General features: G+C 55.0%; 17 protein-coding genes. 11 read left to right on the top strand and 6 right to left on the bottom strand.

Annotation, left to right across the window (positions count from 1 at the left end):
* The first annotated feature begins 1 nt into the window (after position 1).
* The 7 genes from nuoI to EM595_RS12265 all read left to right on the top strand — a co-directional run bounded on the left by nuoI (position 2) and on the right by EM595_RS12265 (position 6,979).
* Positions 2-544: an NADH-quinone oxidoreductase subunit NuoI gene (gene nuoI / locus EM595_RS12295; protein WP_067432410.1), complete on the top strand. Its 543-nt coding sequence runs from the start codon at positions 2-4 to the stop codon at positions 542-544.
* Positions 545-554: 10 nt separating this feature from the next.
* A complete protein-coding gene (gene nuoJ / locus EM595_RS12290) occupies positions 555-1,106 on the top strand; it encodes an NADH-quinone oxidoreductase subunit J (RefSeq protein WP_067432406.1) in 552 nt (183 codons plus the stop codon).
* Positions 1,103-1,405 carry an NADH-quinone oxidoreductase subunit NuoK gene (nuoK, locus tag EM595_RS12285; protein ID WP_013509877.1) on the top strand — a complete coding sequence of 101 codons (303 nt, stop codon included), beginning with the start codon at positions 1,103-1,105 and terminating at the stop codon, positions 1,403-1,405. Before nuoJ ends, nuoK begins: the two co-directional genes overlap by 4 nt.
* Complete coding sequence (gene nuoL, locus EM595_RS12280) at positions 1,402-3,237, top strand: NADH-quinone oxidoreductase subunit L (protein ID WP_067432403.1); 1,836 nt, start codon at positions 1,402-1,404, stop codon at positions 3,235-3,237. Before nuoK ends, nuoL begins: the two co-directional genes overlap by 4 nt.
* A 209-nt stretch (positions 3,238-3,446) precedes the next feature.
* Entirely contained in the window at positions 3,447-4,967 is a 1,521-nt protein-coding gene (gene nuoM / locus EM595_RS12275) for an NADH-quinone oxidoreductase subunit M (RefSeq protein WP_067432400.1), read from the top strand.
* 6 nt (positions 4,968-4,973) lie between these two features.
* Positions 4,974-6,431 (top strand): NADH-quinone oxidoreductase subunit NuoN, encoded by a 1,458-nt coding sequence (gene nuoN, locus EM595_RS12270; RefSeq protein ID WP_067432398.1) that lies wholly within the window; start codon positions 4,974-4,976, stop codon positions 6,429-6,431.
* An 83-nt stretch (positions 6,432-6,514) separates the two neighbouring features.
* Complete coding sequence (locus tag EM595_RS12265; RefSeq protein ID WP_067435446.1) at positions 6,515-6,979, top strand: GNAT family N-acetyltransferase; 465 nt, start codon at positions 6,515-6,517, stop codon at positions 6,977-6,979.
* 31 nt (positions 6,980-7,010) lie between these two features.
* Here EM595_RS12265 and EM595_RS12260 read toward each other — a convergent pair whose 3' ends face one another.
* Positions 7,011-8,669 carry a glucan biosynthesis protein D gene (locus tag EM595_RS12260; RefSeq protein WP_067432395.1) on the bottom strand — a complete coding sequence of 553 codons (1,659 nt, stop codon included), beginning with the start codon at positions 8,667-8,669 and terminating at the stop codon, positions 7,011-7,013.
* Between the two features lie 338 nt (positions 8,670-9,007).
* Here EM595_RS12260 and elaB point away from each other — a divergent pair, with 338 nt between their 5' ends.
* On the top strand, positions 9,008-9,316 hold the full coding sequence (elaB, locus tag EM595_RS12255; protein WP_067432392.1) for a stress response protein ElaB: 309 nt from the start codon (positions 9,008-9,010) through the stop codon (positions 9,314-9,316).
* Between the two features lie 70 nt (positions 9,317-9,386).
* On the opposite strand, the gene EM595_RS12250 is transcribed toward elaB, so the two are convergent.
* On the bottom strand, positions 9,387-10,820 hold the full coding sequence (locus EM595_RS12250; protein WP_067432389.1) for a catalase: 1,434 nt from the start codon (positions 10,818-10,820) through the stop codon (positions 9,387-9,389).
* A gap of 198 nt (positions 10,821-11,018) precedes the next feature.
* On the opposite strand from EM595_RS12250, the gene EM595_RS12245 reads away from it, so the two are divergent.
* The gene (locus EM595_RS12245; protein WP_067432386.1) at positions 11,019-12,215 is read left to right on the top strand and encodes a nicotinamide mononucleotide deamidase-related protein YfaY; all 1,197 of its coding nucleotides are present in this window, start codon (positions 11,019-11,021) and stop codon (positions 12,213-12,215) included.
* 24 nt (positions 12,216-12,239) lie between these two features.
* Here EM595_RS12245 and yfaE read toward each other — a convergent pair whose 3' ends face one another.
* From yfaE to ubiG, 4 genes are all read right to left on the bottom strand, one after another.
* Positions 12,240-12,500, bottom strand: coding sequence for a class I ribonucleotide reductase maintenance protein YfaE (yfaE, locus tag EM595_RS12240; protein ID WP_067432383.1), 261 nt, complete (start codon positions 12,498-12,500; stop codon positions 12,240-12,242).
* Between the two features lie 2 nt (positions 12,501-12,502).
* Positions 12,503-13,633: a class Ia ribonucleoside-diphosphate reductase subunit beta gene (nrdB, locus tag EM595_RS12235; RefSeq protein WP_067432380.1), complete on the bottom strand. Its 1,131-nt coding sequence runs from the start codon at positions 13,631-13,633 to the stop codon at positions 12,503-12,505.
* Between the two features lie 72 nt (positions 13,634-13,705).
* Positions 13,706-15,991, bottom strand: coding sequence for a class 1a ribonucleoside-diphosphate reductase subunit alpha (gene nrdA, locus EM595_RS12230; protein WP_067432378.1), 2,286 nt, complete (start codon positions 15,989-15,991; stop codon positions 13,706-13,708).
* Positions 15,992-16,513: 522 nt separating this feature from the next.
* The gene (gene ubiG / locus EM595_RS12225; protein WP_067432375.1) at positions 16,514-17,233 is read right to left on the bottom strand and encodes a bifunctional 2-polyprenyl-6-hydroxyphenol methylase/3-demethylubiquinol 3-O-methyltransferase UbiG; all 720 of its coding nucleotides are present in this window, start codon (positions 17,231-17,233) and stop codon (positions 16,514-16,516) included.
* A gap of 176 nt (positions 17,234-17,409) precedes the next feature.
* On the opposite strand from ubiG, the gene gyrA reads away from it, so the two are divergent.
* Positions 17,410-20,046 carry a DNA topoisomerase (ATP-hydrolyzing) subunit A gene (gene gyrA, locus EM595_RS12220; protein ID WP_067432372.1) on the top strand — a complete coding sequence of 879 codons (2,637 nt, stop codon included), beginning with the start codon at positions 17,410-17,412 and terminating at the stop codon, positions 20,044-20,046.
* Between the two features lie 149 nt (positions 20,047-20,195).
* The gene (gene rcsC / locus EM595_RS12215) at positions 20,196-23,042 is read left to right on the top strand and encodes a two-component system sensor histidine kinase RcsC (protein WP_067432369.1); all 2,847 of its coding nucleotides are present in this window, start codon (positions 20,196-20,198) and stop codon (positions 23,040-23,042) included.
* Positions 23,043-23,065: the final 23 nt, after the last annotated feature.

The following is a 23,065-nucleotide window of genomic DNA, read 5'->3' as shown; positions in this document are numbered from 1 at the left end:
GATGACATTAAAAGATATCGTCGTTGGTTTCGGCACCACCGTTCGCAGTATCTGGATGATTGGCATGCATGCCTTCGCCAAACGCGAAACCATGATGTATCCGGAAGAGCCGGTATATCTGCCGCCACGTTACCGTGGCCGTATTGTGTTGACCCGCGATCCCGATGGTGCTGAGCGTTGTGTTGCCTGCAACCTGTGCGCAGTAGCCTGTCCGGTAGGGTGTATTTCGCTGCAAAAGGCGGAAACCCAGGATGGCCGTTGGTATCCGGAGTTCTTCCGCATTAACTTCTCACGTTGCATTTTCTGTGGCATGTGTGAGGAAGCCTGTCCCACTACCGCTATCCAGCTCACCCCTGATTTTGAACTCGGTGAGTTCAAACGTCAGGATCTGGTATACGAGAAAGAAGACCTGTTAATTTCAGGGCCGGGTAAATATCCGGAATATAACTTTTATCGTATGGCGGGCATGGCGATCGACGGCAAAGATAAGGGCGACGCTGAAAACGAAGCCAAACCCATCGACGTCAAAGGTTTATTACCTTAAGGAGCCAGGCATGGAATTTGCGTTTTATTTTTGCGGGCTGGTTGCGATTCTCACCACGTTACGGGTGATTACGCATACCAATCCGGTGCACGCCCTGTTGTATTTGATCATTTCGCTACTGGCGGTGGCGGGCGTGTTCTTTTCGCTGGGTGCTTATTTTGCCGGCGCTCTTGAGATCATCGTTTACGCTGGCGCCATTATGGTGCTGTTCGTCTTCGTTGTGATGATGCTCAACTTGGGCAAATCAACGGAAGAGCAGGAGCGTGAATGGTTGAAGCCAGCCATGTGGATCGGTCCGGGCATCGCCTCGTTATTGCTGTTGGTGGTGATGGTTTACGCCATTCTCACGGCTAACGATCAGGGCATTGATGGCACGGTTATCGATGCCAAGGCCGTCGGCATCAGCCTGTTTGGTCCTTATGTTCTTGCGGTTGAGTTGGCTTCGATGCTGCTGCTGGCAGGTTTAGTGGTGGCGTTCCACATTGGACGTGAAGATCGTCATGGCGAAGTGCTGAGCAATCGCCCGGCTGACGTCAAAGTTGAAAAGGAGGAGCACGCATGATCCCTCTGCAACATGGTCTAATCCTGGCGGCGGTTCTGTTCGTTCTCGGGCTAACGTCGCTGGTTTTGCGCCGTAACCTGCTGTTTATGCTGATTGGTCTGGAAATCATGATCAATGCCGCAGCGCTGGCGCTGGTGGTGGCAGGCAGCTACTGGGGACAGGCTGATGGACAGGTTATGTACATCCTGGCGATCAGTCTGGCAGCTGCAGAAGCGAGTATCGGCCTGGCGCTGTTATTACAGCTCTATCGTCGTCGTCAGACGCTTAACATTGACACAGTAAGCGAGATGCGCGGATGAACTTTCTCTACTTAACCGTTTTATTTCCGCTGATCGGCTTCCTGCTGCTGGCGTTTTCACGTGGTCGCTGGTCAGAAAATCTGTCAGCCACTATTGGTATGGGATCGGTTGGTCTGGCTGCGGCTACCACGGCATTTGTGGGCTTTGATTTCTTTAATCATGGTCAGCAAGCCTATACGCAGGCGCTCTGGACCTGGATGCACGTTGGCAACTTCAACATCGACGTCAATCTGACGCTGGATGGTTTATCGCTGACAATGCTCTCCGTGGTGACCGGCGTTGGCTTTTTCATCCACATGTTCGCCTCCTGGTATATGCGCGGTGAAGAGGGCTACTCGCGCTTCTTCGCCTATACCAACCTGTTTATCGCCAGCATGGTGATTCTGGTACTGGCCGACAACCTGATGCTGATGTATCTCGGCTGGGAAGGGGTGGGCCTGTGCTCTTATCTGCTGATCGGTTTCTACTATACCAATCCGGATAACGGCAAAGCGGCCATGAAGGCGTTTATCATCACGCGTGTTGGTGATGTGTTTCTGGCATTCGCGTTGTTTATTCTCTACAACGAGCTGGGTACGCTGAACTTCCGTGAAATGGCAGAGCTGGCACCGGCGCACTTCGCCGCTGACAATCACATGCTGCAATGGGCAACGCTGATGCTGCTTGGCGGCGCCGTCGGTAAATCAGCCCAGCTGCCGTTGCAAACCTGGCTGGCCGATGCGATGGCTGGCCCAACGCCAGTCTCTGCGCTGATTCACGCTGCCACCATGGTGACCGCCGGTGTTTATCTGATTGCGCGTTCGCACGGCCTGTTCCTGCTGACGCCGGAAGTGCTGCATCTGGTAGGCATTGTTGGTGCGGTTACGCTGGTGTTGGCGGGTTTCGCCGCGCTGGTACAGACCGACATCAAACGCGTATTGGCTTACTCGACCATGAGCCAGATTGGCTACATGTTCCTGGCGCTGGGTGTGCAGGCATGGGATGCCGCCATTTTCCATCTGATGACGCACGCTTTCTTTAAAGCGCTGCTGTTCCTCTCCTCAGGCTCGGTCATTCTTGCCTGTCATCATGAGCAGAATATTTTCAAAATGGGCGGCCTGCGTAAAAGCATTCCACTTGTTTATATCTGTTTCCTGGTGGGGGGCGCTGCTCTGTCAGCCTTGCCGATCATTACAGCTGGCTTCTACAGTAAAGATGAAATCTTGTTCGGTGCGCTGACTAACGGCCATATGAACCTGATGGTAGCCGGCCTGGTGGGCGCATTCCTTACCTCGATCTATACCTTCCGTATGATTTTCATCGTGTTCCATGGCGAAGAGAAGATCCATGCGCATGCAGGTAAAGGGATCACTCACCATCTGCCACTGATCGTCCTGCTGATCCTGTCTACCTTTGTTGGCGCACTCATTACGCCACCGCTGTCGACCGTGTTGCCAGAGAGTGATGCTGGAGAAGCGGGCAAAGTTGCCCTTGAGATCGCCTCTGGCGTGGTTGCTGTGGTCGGTATTTTGATCGCCGCCGCGCTGTGGTTAGGTAAACGTACGCTGGTTAACAACATTGCTAACAGCGCACCGGGCCGCTTCTTCTCAACGTGGTGGTTTGCTGCCTGGGGCTTTGACTGGCTGTACGATAAGATCTTTGTGAAACCTTATCTTGGTATCGCCTGGCTGCTGAAAAGCGATCCATTTAACGCATTGATGAACCTGCCAGCGCTGTTTTCCAGACTGGCAAACAAGGGACTGGTGGTCAGTGAAAATGGATATCTCCGTTGGTACGTCGCGTCGATGAGCATTGGTGCCGTGGTCGTGCTGGCGCTGATGCTGGTGGTGTAAAAGCAAGTGAGTGGGGTGGGAGAGTTCGTTCTCCCGCTCTTAACTAAGAATGTTAAAAATTACCTGAAGAATGCGCATTCCGCGCTGGCAATTTGCCACCGTGACTGCCCTCAGCCGATGTGCGCCACCTGCGCCAGGCAGAAGGCTCTGACGGAGCAAGTAACTCGCCGGAATAGGCATAGCAAGGTTAAAAAAGGGAACTAAACGCCGTGTTATTACCTTGGCTAATCATAATCCCCTTCGTCGGCGGCTTACTCTGCTGGCTGGCCGAACGCATGGGCGCAAAATTACCGCGCTGGATTGCACTCATTACAATGGGGTTGACGCTGGCGCTGGGCCTTCAGCTCTGGTTGCAGGGGAACTACGCATTAACGCAGGCGTCAGGTCTTCCACAATGGGCATCTGAATTTTCCGTACCCTGGATTCCGCGCTTCGGCATTGAATTCCATCTGGCACTCGATGGTCTTTCCTTATTGATGGTGGTGCTTACCGGGCTGCTCGGTCTGATGGCCGTGCTCTGTTCGTGGAATGAAATCGAGAAATATCAGGGCTTTTTCCACCTTAACCTGATGTGGATCCTCGGCGGTGTGATTGGCGTGTTCCTTGCCATCGATATGTTCCTGTTCTTCTTCTTCTGGGAGATGATGCTGGTCCCGATGTACTTCCTGATCGCGCTGTGGGGACACAAAGCCGCCGACGGAAAAACGCGTATCACCGCCGCGACCAAGTTCTTCATCTACACCCAGGCAAGCGGCCTGGTAATGCTGATCGCTATTCTCGGTCTGGTGTTTGTGCACTACAACGCCACCGGCGTCTGGACGTTCAACTATGAGCTGTTGTTGAACACACCGATGTCCAAAACGGTTGAGTATGTGTTGATGCTGGGCTTCTTCATCGCTTTTGCGGTGAAAATGCCGGTTGTACCATTGCACGGCTGGTTACCCGATGCGCACAGTCAGGCGCCAACGGCGGGTTCAGTTGACCTTGCCGGCATCCTGCTGAAAACGGCCGCCTACGGCCTGCTGCGTTTCAGCCTGCCGCTGTTTCCAAACGCCTCGGCAGAGTTTGCCCCTATCGCCATGTGGCTGGGCATTATCGGCATCTTCTACGGCGCATGGATGGCGTTCTCACAGACCGATATCAAACGTCTGATCGCTTACACCTCGATCTCCCACATGGGTTTCGTGCTGATCGCCATTTATACCGGCAGCCAGCTGGCCTTCCAGGGCGCGGTGATTCAGATGATTGCGCACGGCCTCTCTGCCGCCGCGCTGTTTATTCTGTGTGGTCAGCTGTATGAGCGTCTGCATACTCGCGATATGCGTAAAATGGGCGGCTTGTGGGCGCGCATCAAATGGATTCCGGGCCTGTCACTGTTTTTTGCCGTGGCGAACCTGGGCATGCCGGGGACCGGTAACTTCGTTGGTGAATTCATGATTCTGACCGGCAGCTTCCAGGTAGTGCCGACCATTATCATCATCGCGACGTTTGGGCTGGTGTTTGCCTCTGTTTACTCCCTGATCATGATGCAACGTGCCTATTACGGTGCGCCAACATCGCAGGAGCCGCTGAAAAGCATGACTCCGCGTGAGTTCATTATGATTATGGTTCTGGTGGTGCTGCTGGTGCTGGTTGGCGTTTATCCGCAACCGCTTCTCGACACCTCACACGCTGCAATGAGCAACATTCAGCAGTGGTTTACCGCTTCAATTTCAACTACAAGGCCGTAATTCGCCATGACAATAACTCCTCAACAATTGATCGCGTTGCTACCGCTGTTGATCGTCGGATTGACGGTGGTGGTTGTGATGCTGTCCATTGCGTGGCGACGCAACCATTTTGTTAACGCAACGCTGACGGTCGTTGGCCTCAACCTGGCTCTGCTTTCGCTATGGTTTGTTGGTCACGCTGGCCCGATGGACGTGACGCCACTGCTGCGCGTCGATGGCTATTCGATGTTCTATACCGGTTTGGTGATGTTAGCCAGCCTGGCGACCTGCACCTTTGCCTATCCGTGGCTGGCTGGCTTTCCGGATAACAAGGATGAGTTCTATCTGCTGGTGCTGATTGCCGCGCTGGGCGGGATCGTGCTGGCGAGTGCCAACCACCTTGCCGCATTGTTTATCGGTGTGGAACTGCTGTCGCTGCCGTTGTTTGGTCTGATTGGTTATGCTTTCCGTCAGAAACGTTCGCTGGAAGCCGCGCTGAAATACACCATTCTTTCAGCTGCTGCCTCGTCGTTCCTGCTGTTTGGTATCGCCCTGATCTACGCTGACTCCGGCAATCTGAGCTTTGTGGCGCTGGGACAGCACCTCAGCGACGATATGCTGCGTGAGCCGCTGCTGCTGATCGGTCTTGGCATGATGATCATCGGTCTTGGCTTTAAGCTGTCGCTGGTGCCTTTCCACTTGTGGACACCAGATGTCTATCAGGGTGCGCCTGCACCGGTTTCCACCTTCCTCGCCACCGCCAGCAAGATCGCTATCTTTGGCGTAATCATGCGTCTGTTCATGTACGCACCGGTTACCGACAGCGAAGCAGTACGTACCGTGCTGGCCGTTATCGCCTTTGTTTCCATTCTATTCGGTAACCTGATGGCGATTTCGCAGAGCAACATCAAGCGTCTGCTGGGTTACTCTTCTATCGCTCATCTCGGTTATCTGCTGGTGGCGCTGATCGTAGTGCAAAGCCAACAGCTGGCGCTGGAAACCGCCGGGGTCTATCTGGCCGGTTATCTGTTCAGCAGCCTCGGCGCGTTTGGCGTGGTCAGTTTGATGTCCAGCCCGTACCGCGGTTCTGATGCCGATTCGTTGTTCTCTTACCGTGGTCTGTTCTGGCATCGCCCGATCCTCTCCGCGGTGATGACGGTAATGATGCTGTCGCTGGCAGGTATTCCAATGACGCTGGGCTTTATCGGTAAGTTCTACGTCATCGCTTCGAGCGTCAGCGGCCAACTGTGGTGGCTGACCGGTGCGGTGGTAGCAGGGAGCGCCATTGGCCTCTATTACTATCTGCGCGTGACCGTGAGCCTCTACCTCAGCCCGCCGGAAATGCACACCCGCGATACGCCAGCAAACTGGGCGTTTACCGCCGGTGGCGTCGTGGTGCTGATTTCAGCAATTCTGGTGCTGCTGTTGGGTGTCTATCCACAGCCGCTTATCAGGCTGGTTCAGCTTGCCCAACCGCTGATGTAATCTCATAGCAAGGCTAAAAAAGATCAGGCTCCCGGGCCTGATTTTTTCATTTCTGTCGCAGAGAAATAACAGGAGTTGTCATGATGGAGATCGAATGGCGTGATTATGCGCACCATGAACTGGATACCACCACGCTGTACAGCATGCTGGCGCTGCGCTCGCAGGTGTTTGTGGTGGAGCAACAGTGTCCCTATCTGGATTTGGATGGATTGGACCTGGTCGGCGACAACCGCCATGTGTTGGCGTTGCACCAGCAGCGCGTGCTGGCATGCGCGCGCATTCTGGCGCCAGCCGATGCCCAGAGCCCGGTAGCGATTGGTCGCGTGGTTGTGTCGGACGAAGCGCGCGGGCTGCGGCTTGGTGTTGCGCTGATGCAGCAAGCGCTAAGCAGCTGTGAGCATCACTGGCCGGAGCATCAGCAATATCTTTCAGCGCAGGCGCATTTGCAGGGGTTTTATCAGCAGCTCGGCTTTACGCCGTATGGCGATGTCTATTCTGAAGATGGTATTCCGCATATCAGCATGCAGCGCGGGCCGTCGCACGCATAAAAAAACGGGCGATTTCTCGCCCGTTATTCGTTTATCCCGGCGTCATCTGCCGGTCATCAACATACTTACGCTGATCGGGCGCCGGTGGGAAATACTGGTAAAGCCAGGTTTCACTCAGCGTTTCCTCTTTGGTGCGCAGGAACAGACGCATCTCAACCGGCGTAATGGCATCACTGTTCGGATACCAGTCAAACAGGATGCGATAGCCGTTGATCGGCTCAACGTAGAGAATCTCCACCTGCTTGATGGTGCCCGCAGAGACGGTAATCACCGGCTCAATGCCTTTCGGCGCGGCGGCCTTGAGATCGCCACCAATGAAATCAATGGAGAAACGGCGGCACCAGGTATCCGGGAAGTGTTCACCCGGCGCCCAGCCTTCCGGGAAGCCACCGATACCGGTGCGCGTGGCATCCACGCGCGCCAGACCACTGCGAACCGGCGGTAATCCGCTCCAGTAGAGTTTGTACTGGAAGCTAAATTCGCTACCCGCTTTAATTGGCTCCGCGGGTTGCCAGAAGCAGACCACGTTATCAAGCGTTTCACCGGTGGTAGGAATTTCCATCAGATTGATGGCGCCTTTGCCCCACTTTCCGACCGGCTCGACCCACAGGCTTGGTCGTTTATCATACCAGCCGATCACGTCCTGATAATTTTTGAAGTCGTGATCGAGCTGCAACAGGCCAAATCCGCGCGGGTTTTCATCTTCATAAGCATTGAACTGCAAGCGCTGCGGGTTGTTCAGCGGCCGGGCAATCCACTCACCTTTACCGGTCCACATCGCCAGACGATCGGAGTCGTGAATCTGCGGATGGTAGGTGTTGCACATCCGACGCTCGTTGGTGCCGCAGCTGAACATGCTGGTCATCGGTGCGATACCGAGCTGACCGATATCCTTGCGTGCAAAGAGATGATTCTCGATTGTCATCACCACCCGCTCCGCTTCGCACTCAATGGTGAACTTATAGGCACCGGTTAGGCTGGGGCCATCCAGCAGCGCATATACCACAAAGGTGGTAGCAGAAGCGTCTGGCGTTTCAAACCAGAAGGCGGTGAAGTCCGGAAACTCTTCCTGGCCGTTGCTGAAGGTGTTTACCGCCACGCCGCGTGCTGACAGGCCATATTGATAGGTGTCATCGACGGCGCGAAAATAGCTGGCACCGAGGAAGGAGACGATATCGCGACGCGCCAGCTCCGGTTTCTTAAAGGCACGGAATCCGGCAAAGCCGAGATCGTTTTTGCCTTCCAGCTGTTTGGTATCCACTTTGGCGTCATTGTAATTAAACAATTCAGGACGGAAGTGAACTTCGCGCGCCTCGCGGCTGGCGGCATCCACGGAGAACATGCGGATGCGGCGTTTGAAGCCCATGCCAACGTGGAAAAATTGCACATCAAGCTGACGATCGGGGATGTTGTTCCACAATGAGTGGTTGGCATCGTACTGAATATCGTTATAAGCCTGCGGTGTAAGATTCGCTAACGTTGCCGGCAGAGGACCTGGCGCGCCGCCCCAGGGTTGCTTCGCCAGCGCGCCAGCGTTCTTTTTCAACGATTCAAAGTCGAAGCGCATCGCGTTGCCGTCAGCGATCCCATCAGCGGCCCAGGCCGACTGCGAAAATAGCGTGGAGACGCCGGACATCCCACTGACCGTGGCGAAGGCCATCGACGCTTTCATAAACATTCTACGATTCATGCCAGAAATCTTTTCCTTTGCTGAACGAGTGTAGTGACTGTCGTGCTCGTGCACCCCAAACAGACCTGTTTAGCCAGGTTACAGGGAGGTACGACAGTCCGCAGAAATAAAAATTCAGTCCAGGGAAAATTTATCAGATAAATCAAACAAGCGCAGAAAATTCCCCGCTTCTGCCGGTGCGCTGACATATCTTTGCTTTAGAAGGCCGCGGCTGGCGTACGATTCAGGCCCGCCAGACGCGAAAGCCATTCTCAGCGCATTCCTGGAGCCGATCGGTCGCACAGACGGAAAAAGTGACTATAGTTAATGGGATAGCTGTTACCTACACGGAGGAAAAGATGACTACACCTAATGAGCCGCATGAAGCCCGTCTTGATGACGATTTAACCCTGTTAACGGACACGCTTGAAGAGATGTTGAAGTCCTCCGGCGATCCGGCTGACCAGAAGTACATTGAGCTGAAAACCAAAGCTGAGCAGGCGCTGCATGATGTGAAAACACGCGTCAGCAACGCTTCGGACAGCTATTACTACCAGGCGAAGAACGTTGCCTACCGTGCTGATGACTATGTTCACGAAAAACCGTGGCAGGGCATCGGCATCGGCGCCACCGCCGGTTTGATTATCGGTTTGCTGCTGCGCCGATAAGAAAAAAAGCGCCCAATCGGGCGCTTTTTGCTGTTTAACAACCTGCTTTCTGGCGTGACCGCCAATCGCCTTATCCAGCCAGCGCTTGCTCGACGCCCGCGCCATACGCGGTATCAACCTGATAAAATAACGCAATCTGTCGCTGCTGAATAAATTCCGGCACCTGGCGCAACTCACCGGCGATACGCTGGAACATCCGCTGACGCTCCGCTTCTCCAATCAGATTAAACAATGCGCGCGGCTGACTGAAATAGTCTTCATCTTCGCGATGATTCCAGTGATCGGCCGCACCTTCCAGTGACAAAGGCGGCTCACTGAAGTCAGGCTGTTCCTGAAATACGCCAAAGCTGTTGGGCTCATAGGTAGCACCGTTTCCGCTGTTGCCATCAACGCGCATGGCGCCGTCACGGTGATAGTTATGGAACGGGCACTTCGGTGCGTTAACCGGAATTTGATGATGATTTACGCCTAAACGGTAGCGGTGTGCATCACCATACGAGAACAGACGGCCCTGCAGCATGCGATCAGGGGAGAAGCCGATGCCCGGAACCACGTTGGCCGGGCTCATGGCAACCTGTTCAACCTCGGCAAAATAGTTATCCGGATTGCGGTTCAGCTCAAACTCACCCACTTCAATCAGCGGATAATCCGCGTGCGGCCACACTTTGGTCAGATCGAAAGGGTTGTAAGGGGTAGAGGAGGCTTCACTTTCCGGCATCACCTGCACGTAGAATTTCCAGCGCGGGAAATCGCCACGCTCGATGGATTCAAACAGATCGCGCTGCGAACTTTCGCGATCCTGACCGATCAACAGTGCTGCCTCATCATCCATCAGGTTAGCGATGCCCTGCTGGCAGCGCATATGGAATTTTACCCAGAAGCGCTCGTGTTGGTCGTTGATAAAGCTGTAGGTATGGCTGCCGAAGCCGTGAATGTGGCGATAGCTGCGCGGCAGACCGCGGTCACTGAAATCGATGGTCAACTGATGTAACGCTTCCGGCAGGTGCGAGAAGAAATCCCATTTGTAGGTTGGGTTACGCAGGTTGGTGCGCGGATCGCGCTTAACCACGTGGTTAAGATCGGGAAACTTCAGCGGATCGCGCAGGTAGAACACCGGCGTGTTGTTGCCCACCAGATCCCAGTTACCTTCTTCGGTATAGAATTTCATTGAGAAGCCGCGAATATCGCGTTCGGCATCGGCGCCGCCGCGCTCACCGGCTACCGTGGAGAAGCGCAGGAACAGTTCGGTCTGCTTGCCCACTTCGGAAAAGATTTTTGCCCGGCTAAAACGGGTGATATCCTGGGTAACGGTAAAGGTGCCGTAAGCGGCAGAGCCTTTGGCATGCATACGGCGCTCAGGGATCACTTCCCGATCAAAATGCGCCAGCTTTTCCAGTAGCCATACATCCTGTAATAACAACGGCCCGCGGCGTCCGGCCGTCATTGAATTATTATTATGAGCAATCGGCGCGCCCGAGGCGCTGGTAAGTCCTTTTTTAGTCATGTCGCTATCTCTCTGCAGGTGAATTAAGGAACGGTCTTTCAGGTTCTGCTATATCCATCGGGATAGCCTATTGTGTGACGAGCAAGCGAAGCATGGCAATCAGGCAGAATCTATTGCTGCTATCTATCAAATAAGGCAAACCGCGCGGTTTTTCTTACGCGTTGGCCTGCCAATATGCGCTGATAAAGGAAATCAAAAGTGATCAGAGTCGAAATGCTCTCAACGGGCGATGAAGTACTGCACGGACAGATTATTGATACCAACGCCGCGTGGCTGGCGGATGTGCTGTTTCAACAGGGTTTACCGATGACCAGCCGTTCAACGGTTGGCGACAGCCTGGAGGCGCTGGTCAGTGCGTTGCAGGAGCGCAGCCAGATTGCTGATGTGCTGATCGTTAATGGCGGACTTGGGCCCACCAGCGACGATTTAAGCTCGCTGGCAGCGGCCACTGCCAGCGGTACCGCACTAGTGTTGCATGAAGAGTGGCTGCAGAAGATGGAGGCCTGGTTTGCTGGCCGTGGCCGCGTGATGGCAGCCAGCAACCGTAAACAGGCTGAAATCCCGGAAAATGCCGAGCTGGTGGATAACCCGGTCGGCACCGCCTGCGGCTTTGCGCTGCAGCTTAACCGCTGTCTGATGTTTTTTACCCCCGGCGTGCCGTCGGAGTTTAAAGTCATGGTGGAACAGCAGATTATTCCGCGCCTGAAGAGCCGCTTTGAGCTGCCGGAACCGCCGATCTGCCTGCGCCTGACAACCTTTGGCCGCGGTGAAAGCGATCTGGCCGCTGAGCTGGAAGGGATTGTGCTACCGGAAGGCGTCACCATGGGCTATCGCTCATCCATGCCGATCATTGAAATCAAGCTCACCGGCCCCGCTGCGCAACGTACGGCAATGGAACAGGCGTGGCAGCAGGTTCGGTTGCAGCTGGCCGAATGCACATTGTATGAGGGAACGGGCGGGCTGCCGGCGCTATTAGCACAGCAGCTGCGTACGCGCGGTTTGACGCTCACTACCAGTGAACAATTTACCGCTGGCTTAGTCCACTGGCAGCTCGCCTCCGCCGCGGTGCCGTTGCGCGCAGGCAATGTGGAGCCTGCCGGACAGGAGACGCTGACCGAGCTGGCCACACGCTGTGCGCAGTTGACCGCCGAAAACAGCGCTGACATCGCACTGGCGATCGGCAGCCTGCAGGAGAATCAGCTCAGCCTGGCGTTAACCACGCCAGATGGCACCTGGGCACAACGAATCGCCTTTACCAACAGCCGTCATGACACTAAAGCGCGGCAGGAAGTGGTGGCGATGATGGCCGCAAATATGCTGCGTCGCTGGCTGCTGGCAATGGAGGTCAGTACCGGGCACGGTTGGGTCGATGTGGTGGAGTCGTTGAAGGCGTAACACAGTGGCGAGATGTAGCAGAGACTACATCTCGATTTCGATATCGCCTTTGGCGGTGCAGCAGCAGGGCAGAATCTCGCCCTCCTGTACAAAAGCCAGCGGCTTAGCGGCATAGCAGACTTCGCCTTTTAACAGGCGGGTACGGCAGGAGCCGCAGTAGCCTTCACGGCACTGGTATTCCACGCACAGATTGTGCGATTCCAGTGCTGCGAGCAGAGAAGGGTGTTCATCACTGCACTGTAACTGCGCACCGCTGGTGCGCAGGATCACAAGCGAACTGGCCATGCTTACAGCTGGAAGTCGTTGAAGTCGTCTTCGCCCACTTCTGAGTCAATCTGACCCACCAGATACGAGCTAACTTCCACTTCCTGTGGCGCCACCTGCACGTTGTCCGAGACCAGCCAGGAGTTAATCCATGGAATCGGGTTAGAGCGGGTTTTAAATGGCAGATCGAGGCCAACCGCGTGCATGCGAATATTGGTAATGTATTCGATGTACTGGCAAAGAATATCTTTGTTCAGGCCAATCATCGAGCCGTCGCGGAACAGATATTCTGCCCACTCTTTTTCCTGCTGCGCGGCCAGCGCAAACAGGTCATAACACTCCTGACGGCACTCTTCGGCAATGGCTTTCATTTCCGGATCGTCTTCGCCGCTGCGCAACAGGTTCAACATATGCTGCGTGCCGGTAAGGTGCAGCGCTTCATCACGGGCAATCAGGCGAATGATTTTGGCATTGCCTTCCATGAGCTCACGTTCAGCAAACGCAAACGAGCAGGCGAAGCTGACGTAAAAGCGGATCGCTTCCAGCGCGTTCACGCTCATCAGGCAGATATAGAGCTGCTTCTTCAGCGCGCGCAGGCTGACGGTAACGGTTTTGCCGTTAACCTGATGGGTGCCTTCGCCCAGCAGATGCCAGTAGTTGGTCATCTCGATCAGGTCGTCGTAGTAACCGGAGATATCTTTCGCACGTGACAGAATCTGTTCGTTGCTGACGATATCGTCAAACACCAGCGACGGATCGTTCACGATGTTGCGAATGATATGGGTGTAAGAGCGCGAGTGAATAGTTTCTGAGAATGCCCAGGTTTCCACCCAGGTTTCCAGCTCCGGAATGGAAATCAGCGGCAGCAGCGCCACGTTCGGGCTACGGCCTTGGATGGAATCGAGCAGCGTCTGATATTTCAGGTTGCTGATGAAAATATGCTTTTCATGATCCGGCAGGGCCTGATAATCGATGCGGTCGCGTGAGACATCAACCTCTTCCGGGCGCCAGAAAAAGGAGAGCTGCTTCTCGATCAGCTTCTCAAAAATGTCATATTTTTGCTGATCGTAACGCGCAACGTTAACCGACTGACCGAAAAACATCGGCTCATCCAGCTGGTTGTTTTTGTTCTGCGAAAAAGTAGTGTAAGCCATAGTGAAATATCCAAAGCAAACTGGCCCCGACGGGGAAGAGCAGGGGCGACACAGGCCGCCCCCAGCCTAAAATCAGATCTTGCAGGCGCCGCTTTCGCAACCATCGTCCTGCACAGAAGGCGCCATATCATCCTGCGCATCTTCCGCACCGTCGCGGGTGTTCTGGTAGTAAAGGGTTTTCACGCCAAACTTATAGGCGGTCAACAGGTCTTTCAGCAGCTGTTTCATCGGCACGCGGCCATTGGCAAAGCGTGTCGGATCGTAGTTGGTGTTCGACGAGATCGCCTGATCGATGAACTTCTGCATCAGGCCAACCAGCTGTAAATAACCGTCGTTGTTTGGCATGTCCCACAGCAACTCATACTGATCTTTCAGGCGCTCGTACTCCGGCACAACCTGACGCAGGATGCCATCTTTCGACGCTTTGATACTGATGTGACCGCGCGGCGGTTCAATGCCGTTGGTGGCGTTGGAGATCTGCGACGAGGTCTCAGACGGCATCAGCGCAGAAAGCGTGGAGTTGCGCAGACCGTGGGTTTTCACCGATTCGCGCAGGCCATCCCAGTCGAGGTGCAGCGGCTCGTTGCAAATCGCATCCAGATCTTTCTTGTAGGTGTCGATCGGCATAATGCCCTGCGCGTAGGTGGTTTCGTTAAACCACGGGCAGGCACCTTGCTCTTTCGCCAGCTCATTTGACGCCTTCAGCAGATAAAACTGAATCGCTTCAAAGGTTTTGTGCGTCAGCGCGTTGGCGCTGCCGTCAGAGTAACGCACGCCATTTTTGGCCAGATAGTAGGCGTAGTTGATGACGCCGATACCCAGCGTACGGCGGCCCATTGCGCCACGCTGTGCCGCAGGAATTGGGTAATCCTGATAATCCAGCAGAGCATCCAGCGCACGCACCGCGAGGGTCGCTAACTCTTCCAGATCGTCGAGGCTCTCAATCGCGCCAAGGTTAAAGGCAGAGAGCGTACAGAGCGCAATCTCACCGTTCTCATCGTTCACATCCAGCAGCGGTTTGGTCGGCAGGGCGATTTCCAGACACAGGTTAGACTGGCGCACCGGTGCGATAGCAGGATCGAACGGGCTGTGGGTGTTGCAGTGATCGACGTTCTGAATGTAGATACGACCGGTGGACGCACGTTCCTGCATCATCAGTGAGAAGAGATCCACGGCGCGAACGCGCTGTTTGCGGATGCTCTCATCCTTCTCATATTTGCAGTACAGGCGCTCAAACTCGTCCTGATCGGCGAAGAACGCGTCATACAGGCCCGGCACATCTGATGGGCTGAACAGCGTGATATCTTCGCCCTTAAGCAGGCGCTGATACATCAGTTTGTTGATCTGCACGCCGTAATCCATGTGACGTACACGGTTACCTTCAACGCCGCGGTTGTTCTTCAGCACCAGCAGGCTTTCCACTTCCAGGTGCCACATGGGGTAGAACAGCGTGGCCGCACCGCCGCGCACGCCGCCCTGTGAGCACGATTTTACCGCGGTCTGGAAATGCTTATAGAACGGAATACAGCCGGTGTGGAACGCTTCACCGCCGCGAATTGGGCTGCCCAGCGCACGAATACGACCGGCATTGATACCGATACCGGCGCGTTGTGACACATATTTCACAATGGCGCTGGAGGTGGCGTTGATCGAATCAAGGCTGTCGCCACATTCAATCAGCACACACGAGCTGAACTGACGCGTTGGCGTACGCACACCGGACATGATCGGCGTCGGCAGCGAGATCTTAAAGGTCGAAATTGCGTCATAAAAACGCTTGATATAATCAAGGCGCGTCTCACGCGGATAGGCGGAGAACAGGCATGCCGCGACCAGGATATAGAGGAACTGCGCGCTTTCGTAAATCTCACCGCTTACGCGGTTCTGCACCAGGTATTTGCCTTCCAGCTGTTTAACCGCGGCGTAGGAGAAGTTCATGTCGCGCCAGTGGTCGATAAAGCCGTCCATCTGCTCGAACTCTTCCACGCTGTAATCTTCCAGCAGATGGCGATCGTATTTACCCATCTCGATCATGCGCACGACCTGATCGTACAGCTTTGGCGGCTCGAACTGGCCGTAAGCTTTTTTACGCAGGTGGAAAATCGCCAGACGCGCGGCGAGATATTGGTAATCGGGCGCATCGCGTGAGATTAAATCAGCAGCGGCTTTGATAATAGTTTCATGGATATCAGACGTTTTGATGCCGTCGTAAAACTGGATGTGTGAACGCAGCTCGACCTGAGACACAGAGACGTTGTTCAGACCTTCGGCCGCCCAGTCGAGTACCCGGTGGATTTTATCGAGATTAATGCGCTCCTGGCTGCCATCGCGTTTAGTGACGAGAAGACTCTGATTCATGTCGCGTTTTACCTGTCCGTGAATATCGGTGTGTGAGTGATATCCCCGGTTTATACACAGAGTTATGCCATGTGGGTAACTTGTGGATAAACACAATATATTGGGGTTTTGAACTAAAAGAGTACTAGATGAGGTGTATTGTAGTGAGAATTGCTGAAGGTACAAGCGTGAAAACATCGTGTTTGGGGCTTGCTTTTTAGTGGAAATTTCCTAAGTCCGCATCCGCTAAGGCTCAACACGCTGTCAACCGTTTCCGTGCGTTTTGAAAATTTTTCTCAGCTGCTGCTTTTTTAAATCACGCTGCTTTTTTTAACGGCAACTGGTTCAGTTTAAGTCGTTTTTTGCGCGCGGTGCGTCTGAATGTTTTGATGAAAAAATGGCCGATTAGAAGAAGCAGAGCGCGAGGAAATCAGTTGGCTGACTTATCAATTAACCCGCTTGCCGTCAGGCGAACAGAAAGTGCGTGCCGCGGCTGAATTAAGATAAATCTTAGGTGGGCGGCACGGTTGCCGCCCATCAACATCATTTCGCTACGGCGTGGGTATGCACCATATAGTTCACGTCAACGTTGCCGCCGAGGCGGAACTTGTTGGTCAGCGGATTGTAATGCAGGCCGATCATATTACGCTCGCGCAGCGAGGTTTCGTCGACCCAGGCCAGCAGTTCTGCCGGACGGATAAACTTCTTCACGTCGTGCGTACCGCGCGGCACCATGCGCAGCACATATTCTGCGCCGACAATCGCCATCAGCCAGGCTTTGCTGTTGCGGTTAAGCGTGGAGAAGAACACTTCGCCGCCGGGTTTAACCAGCCGGGCGCAGGCGTGAACCACCGAACGTGGGTCCGGTACGTGCTCCAGCATCTCCATGCAGGTCACTACGTCGTAGGTGCCGGCAAACTCATCGGCGTGCGCTTCTACCGTCTGCTGGACATAATCGATTTTTACCCCGCTCTCCAGCGCGTGCAGCCGGGCAATTTGCAGCGGCTCTGCGCCCATATCCAGGCCGGTGACCTCCGCGCCTTCGCGCGCCATGCTTTCTGCCAGAATGCCGCCACCGCAGCCGACATCAAGGATTTTTTTGCCGAACAGGCCGTTGCTGTGCTGCGCGATATAACCAAGGCGCAGTGGGTTGATGCGGTGCAGCGGTTTGAACTCGCCTTCCAGATCCCACCAGCGCGAAGCGACCGCTTCAAATTTGGCAATTTCGCCCTGATCAACATTCGCTTGTGGTTGTGCATTCATAAGAAAAGACTCCTGCCAAAATTTTCCTGAGTATACCCGTTTCCACCCTTGAGGGTCACGGCAGAGTTTGCGCGATAAGTGTAGGTGAAACGTCGCTTTCCGTTCACCGGATGATTGCAGTGTGATATACTTTCGCACCTTTGAATCCGGGCATAATGTAGAGGGATAGCGGCTCCATGAGCGACCTTGCAAGAGAAATTACACCGGTCAATATTGAGGAAGAATTAAAGAATTCTTACCTTGATTACGCCATGTCGGTCATCGTTGGCCGTGCCTTACCTGATGTTCGCGATGGCCTGAAGCCTGTGCATCGCCGCGTACTTTATGCGATGAGTGAACTCGGTAACGACTGGAACAAACCTTATAAAAAATCCGCCCGTGTGGTCGGCGACGTCATTGGTAAATATCACCCGCACGGCGACTCTGCGGTGTACGACACGATTGTTCGTATGGCGCAGCCGTTTTCGCTGCGTTACATGCTGGTAGATGGTCAGGGTAACTTCGGTTCGATTGATGGCGACTCCGCTGCTGCCATGCGTTATACCGAAGTGCGCATGTCCAAAATTGCTCATGAACTGCTCGCGGATCTCGAAAAAGAGACCGTGGACTTTGTGCCGAACTACGACGGCAATGAGCAAATCCCGGAAGTGCTGCCCACCAAAATTCCTAACTTGTTGGTGAATGGCTCCTCGGGTATCGCCGTGGGCATGGCGACCAACATTCCGCCGCACAACATCACCGAAGTGATCAACGGCTGCCTGGCCTTTATTGAAGATGAAGATATCAGCCTTGAAGCGCTGATGGAGCACATCCCAGGGCCAGATTTCCCAACTGCAGCGATCATCAATGGCCGTCGCGGTATCGAAGAAGCCTATCGCACCGGACGCGGCAAGATTTACATCCGCGCCCGTGGTGAAGTGGAAACCGACGCTAAAACTGGCCGTGAAACCATCATCATTCACGAAATCCCTTATCAGGTGAACAAAGCGCGCCTGATTGAGAAGATTGCCGAGCTGGTGAAAGAGAAGCGTGTCGAAGGGATCAGCGCACTGCGCGATGAGTCCGATAAAGACGGCATGCGCATTGTGATTGAGATTAAACGCGATGCGGTGGGCGAAGTTGTGCTCAACAACCTCTATTCACTGACTCAGCTGCAGACCTCTTTCGGCATCAACATGGTGGCGCTGCATCAGGGCCAGCCGAAGATCATGACGCTGAAGGGCATTCTGGAAGCCTTTGTGCGCCATCGTCGTGAAGTGGTGACGCGTCGTACTATTTTTGAACTGCGTAAAGCCCGCGACCGTGCGCACATCCTTGAAGGCCTGGCGATCGCGCTGGCGAACATCGACCCAATTATCGAGCTGATTCGCCGTGCACCAAACCCAGCGGAAGCGAAAGCAGGGCTGATTGCTCACTCCTGGCAGCTGGGCCACGTGGCCGCAATGCTGGAACGTGCCGGTGACAACGCAGCGCGTCCGGAATGGCTGGAAGAGCAGTTCGGCATTCGCAACGGCGAATACTTCCTGACCGAACAGCAGGCGCAGGCGATTCTCGATTTACGTCTGCAAAAGCTGACCGGTCTTGAGCACGAGAAGCTGCTGGATGAGTACAAAGAGCTGCTGGGGCAGATTGCGGAGCTGATCTACATTCTGGAAAATGCTGACCGCCTGATGGAAGTGATCCGTGAAGAGCTGGAAGCGATGCGTGACGCCTTTGGCGATCAGCGTCGTACCGAAATCACGGCGAACACCGCAGACATCAACATCGAAGACCTGATCAATCAGGAAGATGTGGTGGTTACGCTGTCGCATCAGGGCTACGTGAAGTACCAGCCGCTGACCGATTACGAAGCGCAACGTCGTGGCGGTAAAGGTAAATCAGCGGCGCGTATCAAAGAAGAAGACTTTATCGATCGCCTGTTGGTCGCCAACACGCACGATACCATTCTTTGCTTCTCCAGCCGTGGCCGTCTCTATTGGATGAAGGTTTATCAGCTGCCAGAAGCGAGCCGTGGCGCGCGTGGACGTCCTATCGTTAACCTGCTGCCGCTGGAGCCGAACGAGCGCATCACCGCGATTCTGCCAGTACGCGAGTATGCCGAAGGGGTGAATATCTTTATGGCCACCGCCAGCGGTACCGTGAAGAAAACCACCCTGACCGAGTTCAGTCGTCCACGCAGCGCCGGCATCATTGCGGTTAACCTGCGCGAAGATGACGAGCTGATTGGCGTGGCGCTCACCGACGGCAGCAACGAGGCGATGCTGTTCTCCGCTGCCGGTAAAGTGGTGCGTTTCTCCGAGCAGGCCGTGCGCACCATGGGCCGTACTGCTTCGGGGGTTCGCGGTATCAAGCTGGCCGAAGGCGATCGCGTGGTGTCACTGATTGTGCCGCGTGAAGAGGGCGCTATCATGACCGTAACGCAAAACGGTTACGGTAAGCGCACCGCCACCGCCGAGTACCCGACCAAGTCACGCGCCACGCAGGGCGTGATTTCGATCAAAGTCACCGATCGTAACGGGCCGGTTATCGGCGCGGTGCAGGTGGTGGATGGCGATCAGATCATGATGATCACCGACGCAGGTACGCTGGTGCGTACGCGCGTTTCCGAGGTGAGCGTGGTAGGTCGAAATACGCAGGGCGTGATCCTGATCCGTACGGCGGAAGATGAAAATGTTGTCGGTTTGCAGCGCGTCGCGGAGCCCGTTTCTGAAGAGGAACTGGATACCATCGACGGCAGCGTAGCGGAAGGTGAAGAAGAGATCGCGCCAGAAGTGGAAAGCGATGACGAAGCACCAGAAAGCGACGACGAGTAATCTGCTTGTCTCGTTGAAAAAAGGCCGGCTTGCCCGGCCTTTTTTACGTCTGTTATCCACGTAAAGCCGCTGGCAAACTGGCTTTTTGCTGGCGCTAACGGTAGTGTAACCGCATTGCATTTTACCCAGGCCAACCCAGCGGATTCCCCTTGAGATACCTCGTTTCCTTTCGTACAACGCTGCGCATTTCCCGCTATCTGTTCCGGGCGCTGGCGCTATTGCTCTGGCTGCTTGGCGCACTGCTAACCACATTTTTCCTGATCAGCGTCGTGCACGAAAAAGAGTCGCAGGTTCGACAGGAGTTCAACGTCAATTTTGGCCAGGCGCAGTGGTATGTTCGCCACTCGGCCGACGTCATGCGCCAGCTTAAATACATTGCTGAAAACCGGCTGAACGCCTCATCCAGCGGCGTCGATGTGCTTAACGGTCTGGTGCCGGGGAAAAGCGTGCCGCGGTATTCGCCGCTGTTTGCCAACGCAGACTGCTCATCGATGAGCCGTACCTGGCGCAATTCGCTCGGCTCACTTAGCTATTTTATCAACTACTGGAAAAACAACTTTGCTTCCGCCTACGAGCTGAACCGGGTGTTTTTTATCGGTGGCGACAGCCAGTGCCTGGCGGATTTTGATATCAGCAGCGGTAATGTCGACCGCGAGCGGGCGCTGAAAACGCTGCGTGAACATGTACTGCGCTATCGCAACGGTAATGATGATGAGCGCCGCGACAGCAGCTGGTGGATCACGCCCGCCGCGCAGCCGGGCACCGGTAATTTCTATATGATGACACCAGTGTACGTTGCCAACAAACTGGAAGCGCTGCTGGGTATTGAGCAAAACATTCGCCTGGAAGAGTTTATGGCACCGGGCAGCCTGCCGATGACCACCACGCTGGTCAACGAAGAGAACCGGCCGCTGATTACCTCGCAGCGTGGCAATCCGGGGTTTAATTTCAGCGAACTGCCGGACGATAAAATCTGGTTCGGCTATCTCAACAGCTACAAGCAGCTGGCGCTGAAAAAAGCGCTGGCGCCTTCCAGCCTGAGCATTGTTTACTCGGTGCCGACCGCGGTGCTGATGGATCGCATGAAAATCATGCTGATTAATGCGCTGCTGCTGAACATCCTCAGCGCGCTGGTGCTGTTTACGCTCGCCTGGCTGTTTGAGCGGCGCATGTTTTTACCGGCGGAAGAGAACGCACACCGGCTGGAAGAGCATGAGCAATTCAACCGCAAAATCGTCGCCTCGGCGCCGGTGGGCATCTGTATTCTGCGCACCAGCGACGGCACCAACATTCTCAGCAACGAACTGGCGCACAATTATCTGACGCTGCTAACCCAGGAAGATCGGCAGCGGCTAACCGAGATCATCTGCGGTCAGCAGGTGAACTTTGTCGATGTGCTGACCGGCACCAACACCAACCTGCAAATCAGCTTTGTTCACTCACGCTACCGCAACGAAAACGTGGCGATCTGCGTGCTGGTGGATGTCAGCACCCGCGTGAAGATGGAACAGTCGTTGCAGGAGATGGCGCAGGCGGCCGAGCAGGCCAGCCAGTCGAAATCGATGTTCCTCGCCACCGTCAGCCATGAACTGCGTACGCCGTTGTACGGCATTATCGGCAACCTCGATCTGCTGCAAACGCGTCAGCTACCGAAAGGCGTTGATTCGCTGGTAACGGCGATGACCAACTCATCCAGCCTGCTGCTGAAAATCATCAGCGACATTCTCGACTTCTCAAAAATCGAGTCGGAACAGCTAAAGATTGAGCCACGTGAGTTCTCGCCGCGTGAAGTGATTACCCATATCACCTCTAACTATCTGTCGCTGGTGGTGAAAAAGCGGCTGGCGCTGTACTGCTTTATTGAAAACGATGTGCCGCTGGCGCTGGATGGCGATCCGCTGCGCCTGCAACAGGTCATCTCCAACCTGCTGAACAACGCCATTAAGTTTACCCATACCGGCTGCATCATCCTGCACGCCTATGTTAAAGATGGCTATCTTGCTTTCCGCGTTCGTGATACCGGCGTCGGCATTCCGGCCAAAGAGATCACCCGACTGTTTGATCCTTTCTTCCAGGTCGGCACCGGCGTCCAGCGCAATTTCCAGGGCACCGGCCTCGGCCTCGCCATCTGCGAGAAATTGATCAACATGATGGATGGCGATATCGAAGTGGAGTCGGAACCGGGCATGGGCAGCCAGTTCATCGTGCGCATTCCAATGTATAACAGCCAGGGCGTGACGCCGCCGCTGCTCGACGGGCTACAGGACAAACCGATTTGGCTGGAGATGCACAACGATTATCTGGCCAGCTTCCTGTGCGATCTGCTGCGCGGTCAGGGCCTGACGGTGAACCGCCTGGAGAAAGCGCGCTGTCAGCCGGACGATGTGGTACTGACCGATTACGCCTTCGAACCGGAAGATCCGGTGCGCGCCGTGGTGCTCTTCTGTCCGCGACATATTGATATGCCACGCGAAACCACGCCGGGACGCTGGATCTGCAGCACCACGACGTTGCATGAGCTGCCCGCGCTGCTAGGACGCATCTATCGCGTGCCGGTTGAGCTGGCAGCGGGCACCAGCCTGCCGCTGCCGGAGGCGATGAGCCAGAACAACGACGACATCATGATTCTGGTGGTGGACGATCATCCGATCAACCGCATGCTGCTGTCAGAGCAGCTCGGCTCACTCGGTTATCAGGTCAAGACCGCACAGGATGGCATCGATGCGCTGAACGTGATTGGTCGCAGCGAGATTGATATCGTACTCAGCGATGTCAACATGCCTAACATGGACGGCTATCGCTTGACCGAGCGCCTGCGTGAACTGGGCCATCGTTTTCCGGTAGTTGGCGTCACCGCCAATGCACTGGCCGAAGAGAAGCAGCGCTGTATGGAAGCGGGCATGGATGATTGCCTGTCAAAACCGGTCACGCTCGACGTGCTGAAAAAGACGCTGGGTTATTACGCCGAGCGGGTGAGGAAAAGTCGCGCGGAATAAGCGAGACGGAGGCAATAAAAAAG

This window comes from Duffyella gerundensis, assembly GCF_001517405.1.
GTDB classification, from domain to species: domain Bacteria; phylum Pseudomonadota; class Gammaproteobacteria; order Enterobacterales; family Enterobacteriaceae; genus Duffyella; species Duffyella gerundensis.
This window is presented reverse-complemented; position numbering and strand designations above follow the sequence as displayed.

Bases quoted from the DNA above. Each gene is read 5' to 3' on its own strand.
- nrdB (WP_067432380.1), bottom strand. From the start codon at position 13,633: ATGGCTTACACTACTTTTTCGCAGAACAAAAACAACCAGCTGGATGAG.
- EM595_RS12265 (WP_067435446.1), top strand. From the start codon at position 6,515: ATGGAGATCGAATGGCGTGATTATGCGCACCATGAACTGGATACCACC.
- nrdA (WP_067432378.1), bottom strand. From the start codon at position 15,991: ATGAATCAGAGTCTTCTCGTCACTAAACGCGATGGCAGCCAGGAGCGC.
- nuoJ (WP_067432406.1), top strand. From the start codon at position 555: ATGGAATTTGCGTTTTATTTTTGCGGGCTGGTTGCGATTCTCACCACG.
- nuoN (WP_067432398.1), top strand. From the start codon at position 4,974: ATGACAATAACTCCTCAACAATTGATCGCGTTGCTACCGCTGTTGATC.
- elaB (WP_067432392.1), top strand. From the start codon at position 9,008: ATGACTACACCTAATGAGCCGCATGAAGCCCGTCTTGATGACGATTTA.
- yfaE (WP_067432383.1), bottom strand. From the start codon at position 12,500: ATGGCCAGTTCGCTTGTGATCCTGCGCACCAGCGGTGCGCAGTTACAG.
- nuoL (WP_067432403.1), top strand. From the start codon at position 1,402: ATGAACTTTCTCTACTTAACCGTTTTATTTCCGCTGATCGGCTTCCTG.
- nuoI (WP_067432410.1), top strand. From the start codon at position 2: ATGACATTAAAAGATATCGTCGTTGGTTTCGGCACCACCGTTCGCAGT.
- EM595_RS12260 (WP_067432395.1), bottom strand. From the start codon at position 8,669: ATGAATCGTAGAATGTTTATGAAAGCGTCGATGGCCTTCGCCACGGTC.
- EM595_RS12250 (WP_067432389.1), bottom strand. From the start codon at position 10,820: ATGACTAAAAAAGGACTTACCAGCGCCTCGGGCGCGCCGATTGCTCAT.
- gyrA (WP_067432372.1), top strand. From the start codon at position 17,410: ATGAGCGACCTTGCAAGAGAAATTACACCGGTCAATATTGAGGAAGAA.
- ubiG (WP_067432375.1), bottom strand. From the start codon at position 17,233: ATGAATGCACAACCACAAGCGAATGTTGATCAGGGCGAAATTGCCAAA.
- nuoK (WP_013509877.1), top strand. From the start codon at position 1,103: ATGATCCCTCTGCAACATGGTCTAATCCTGGCGGCGGTTCTGTTCGTT.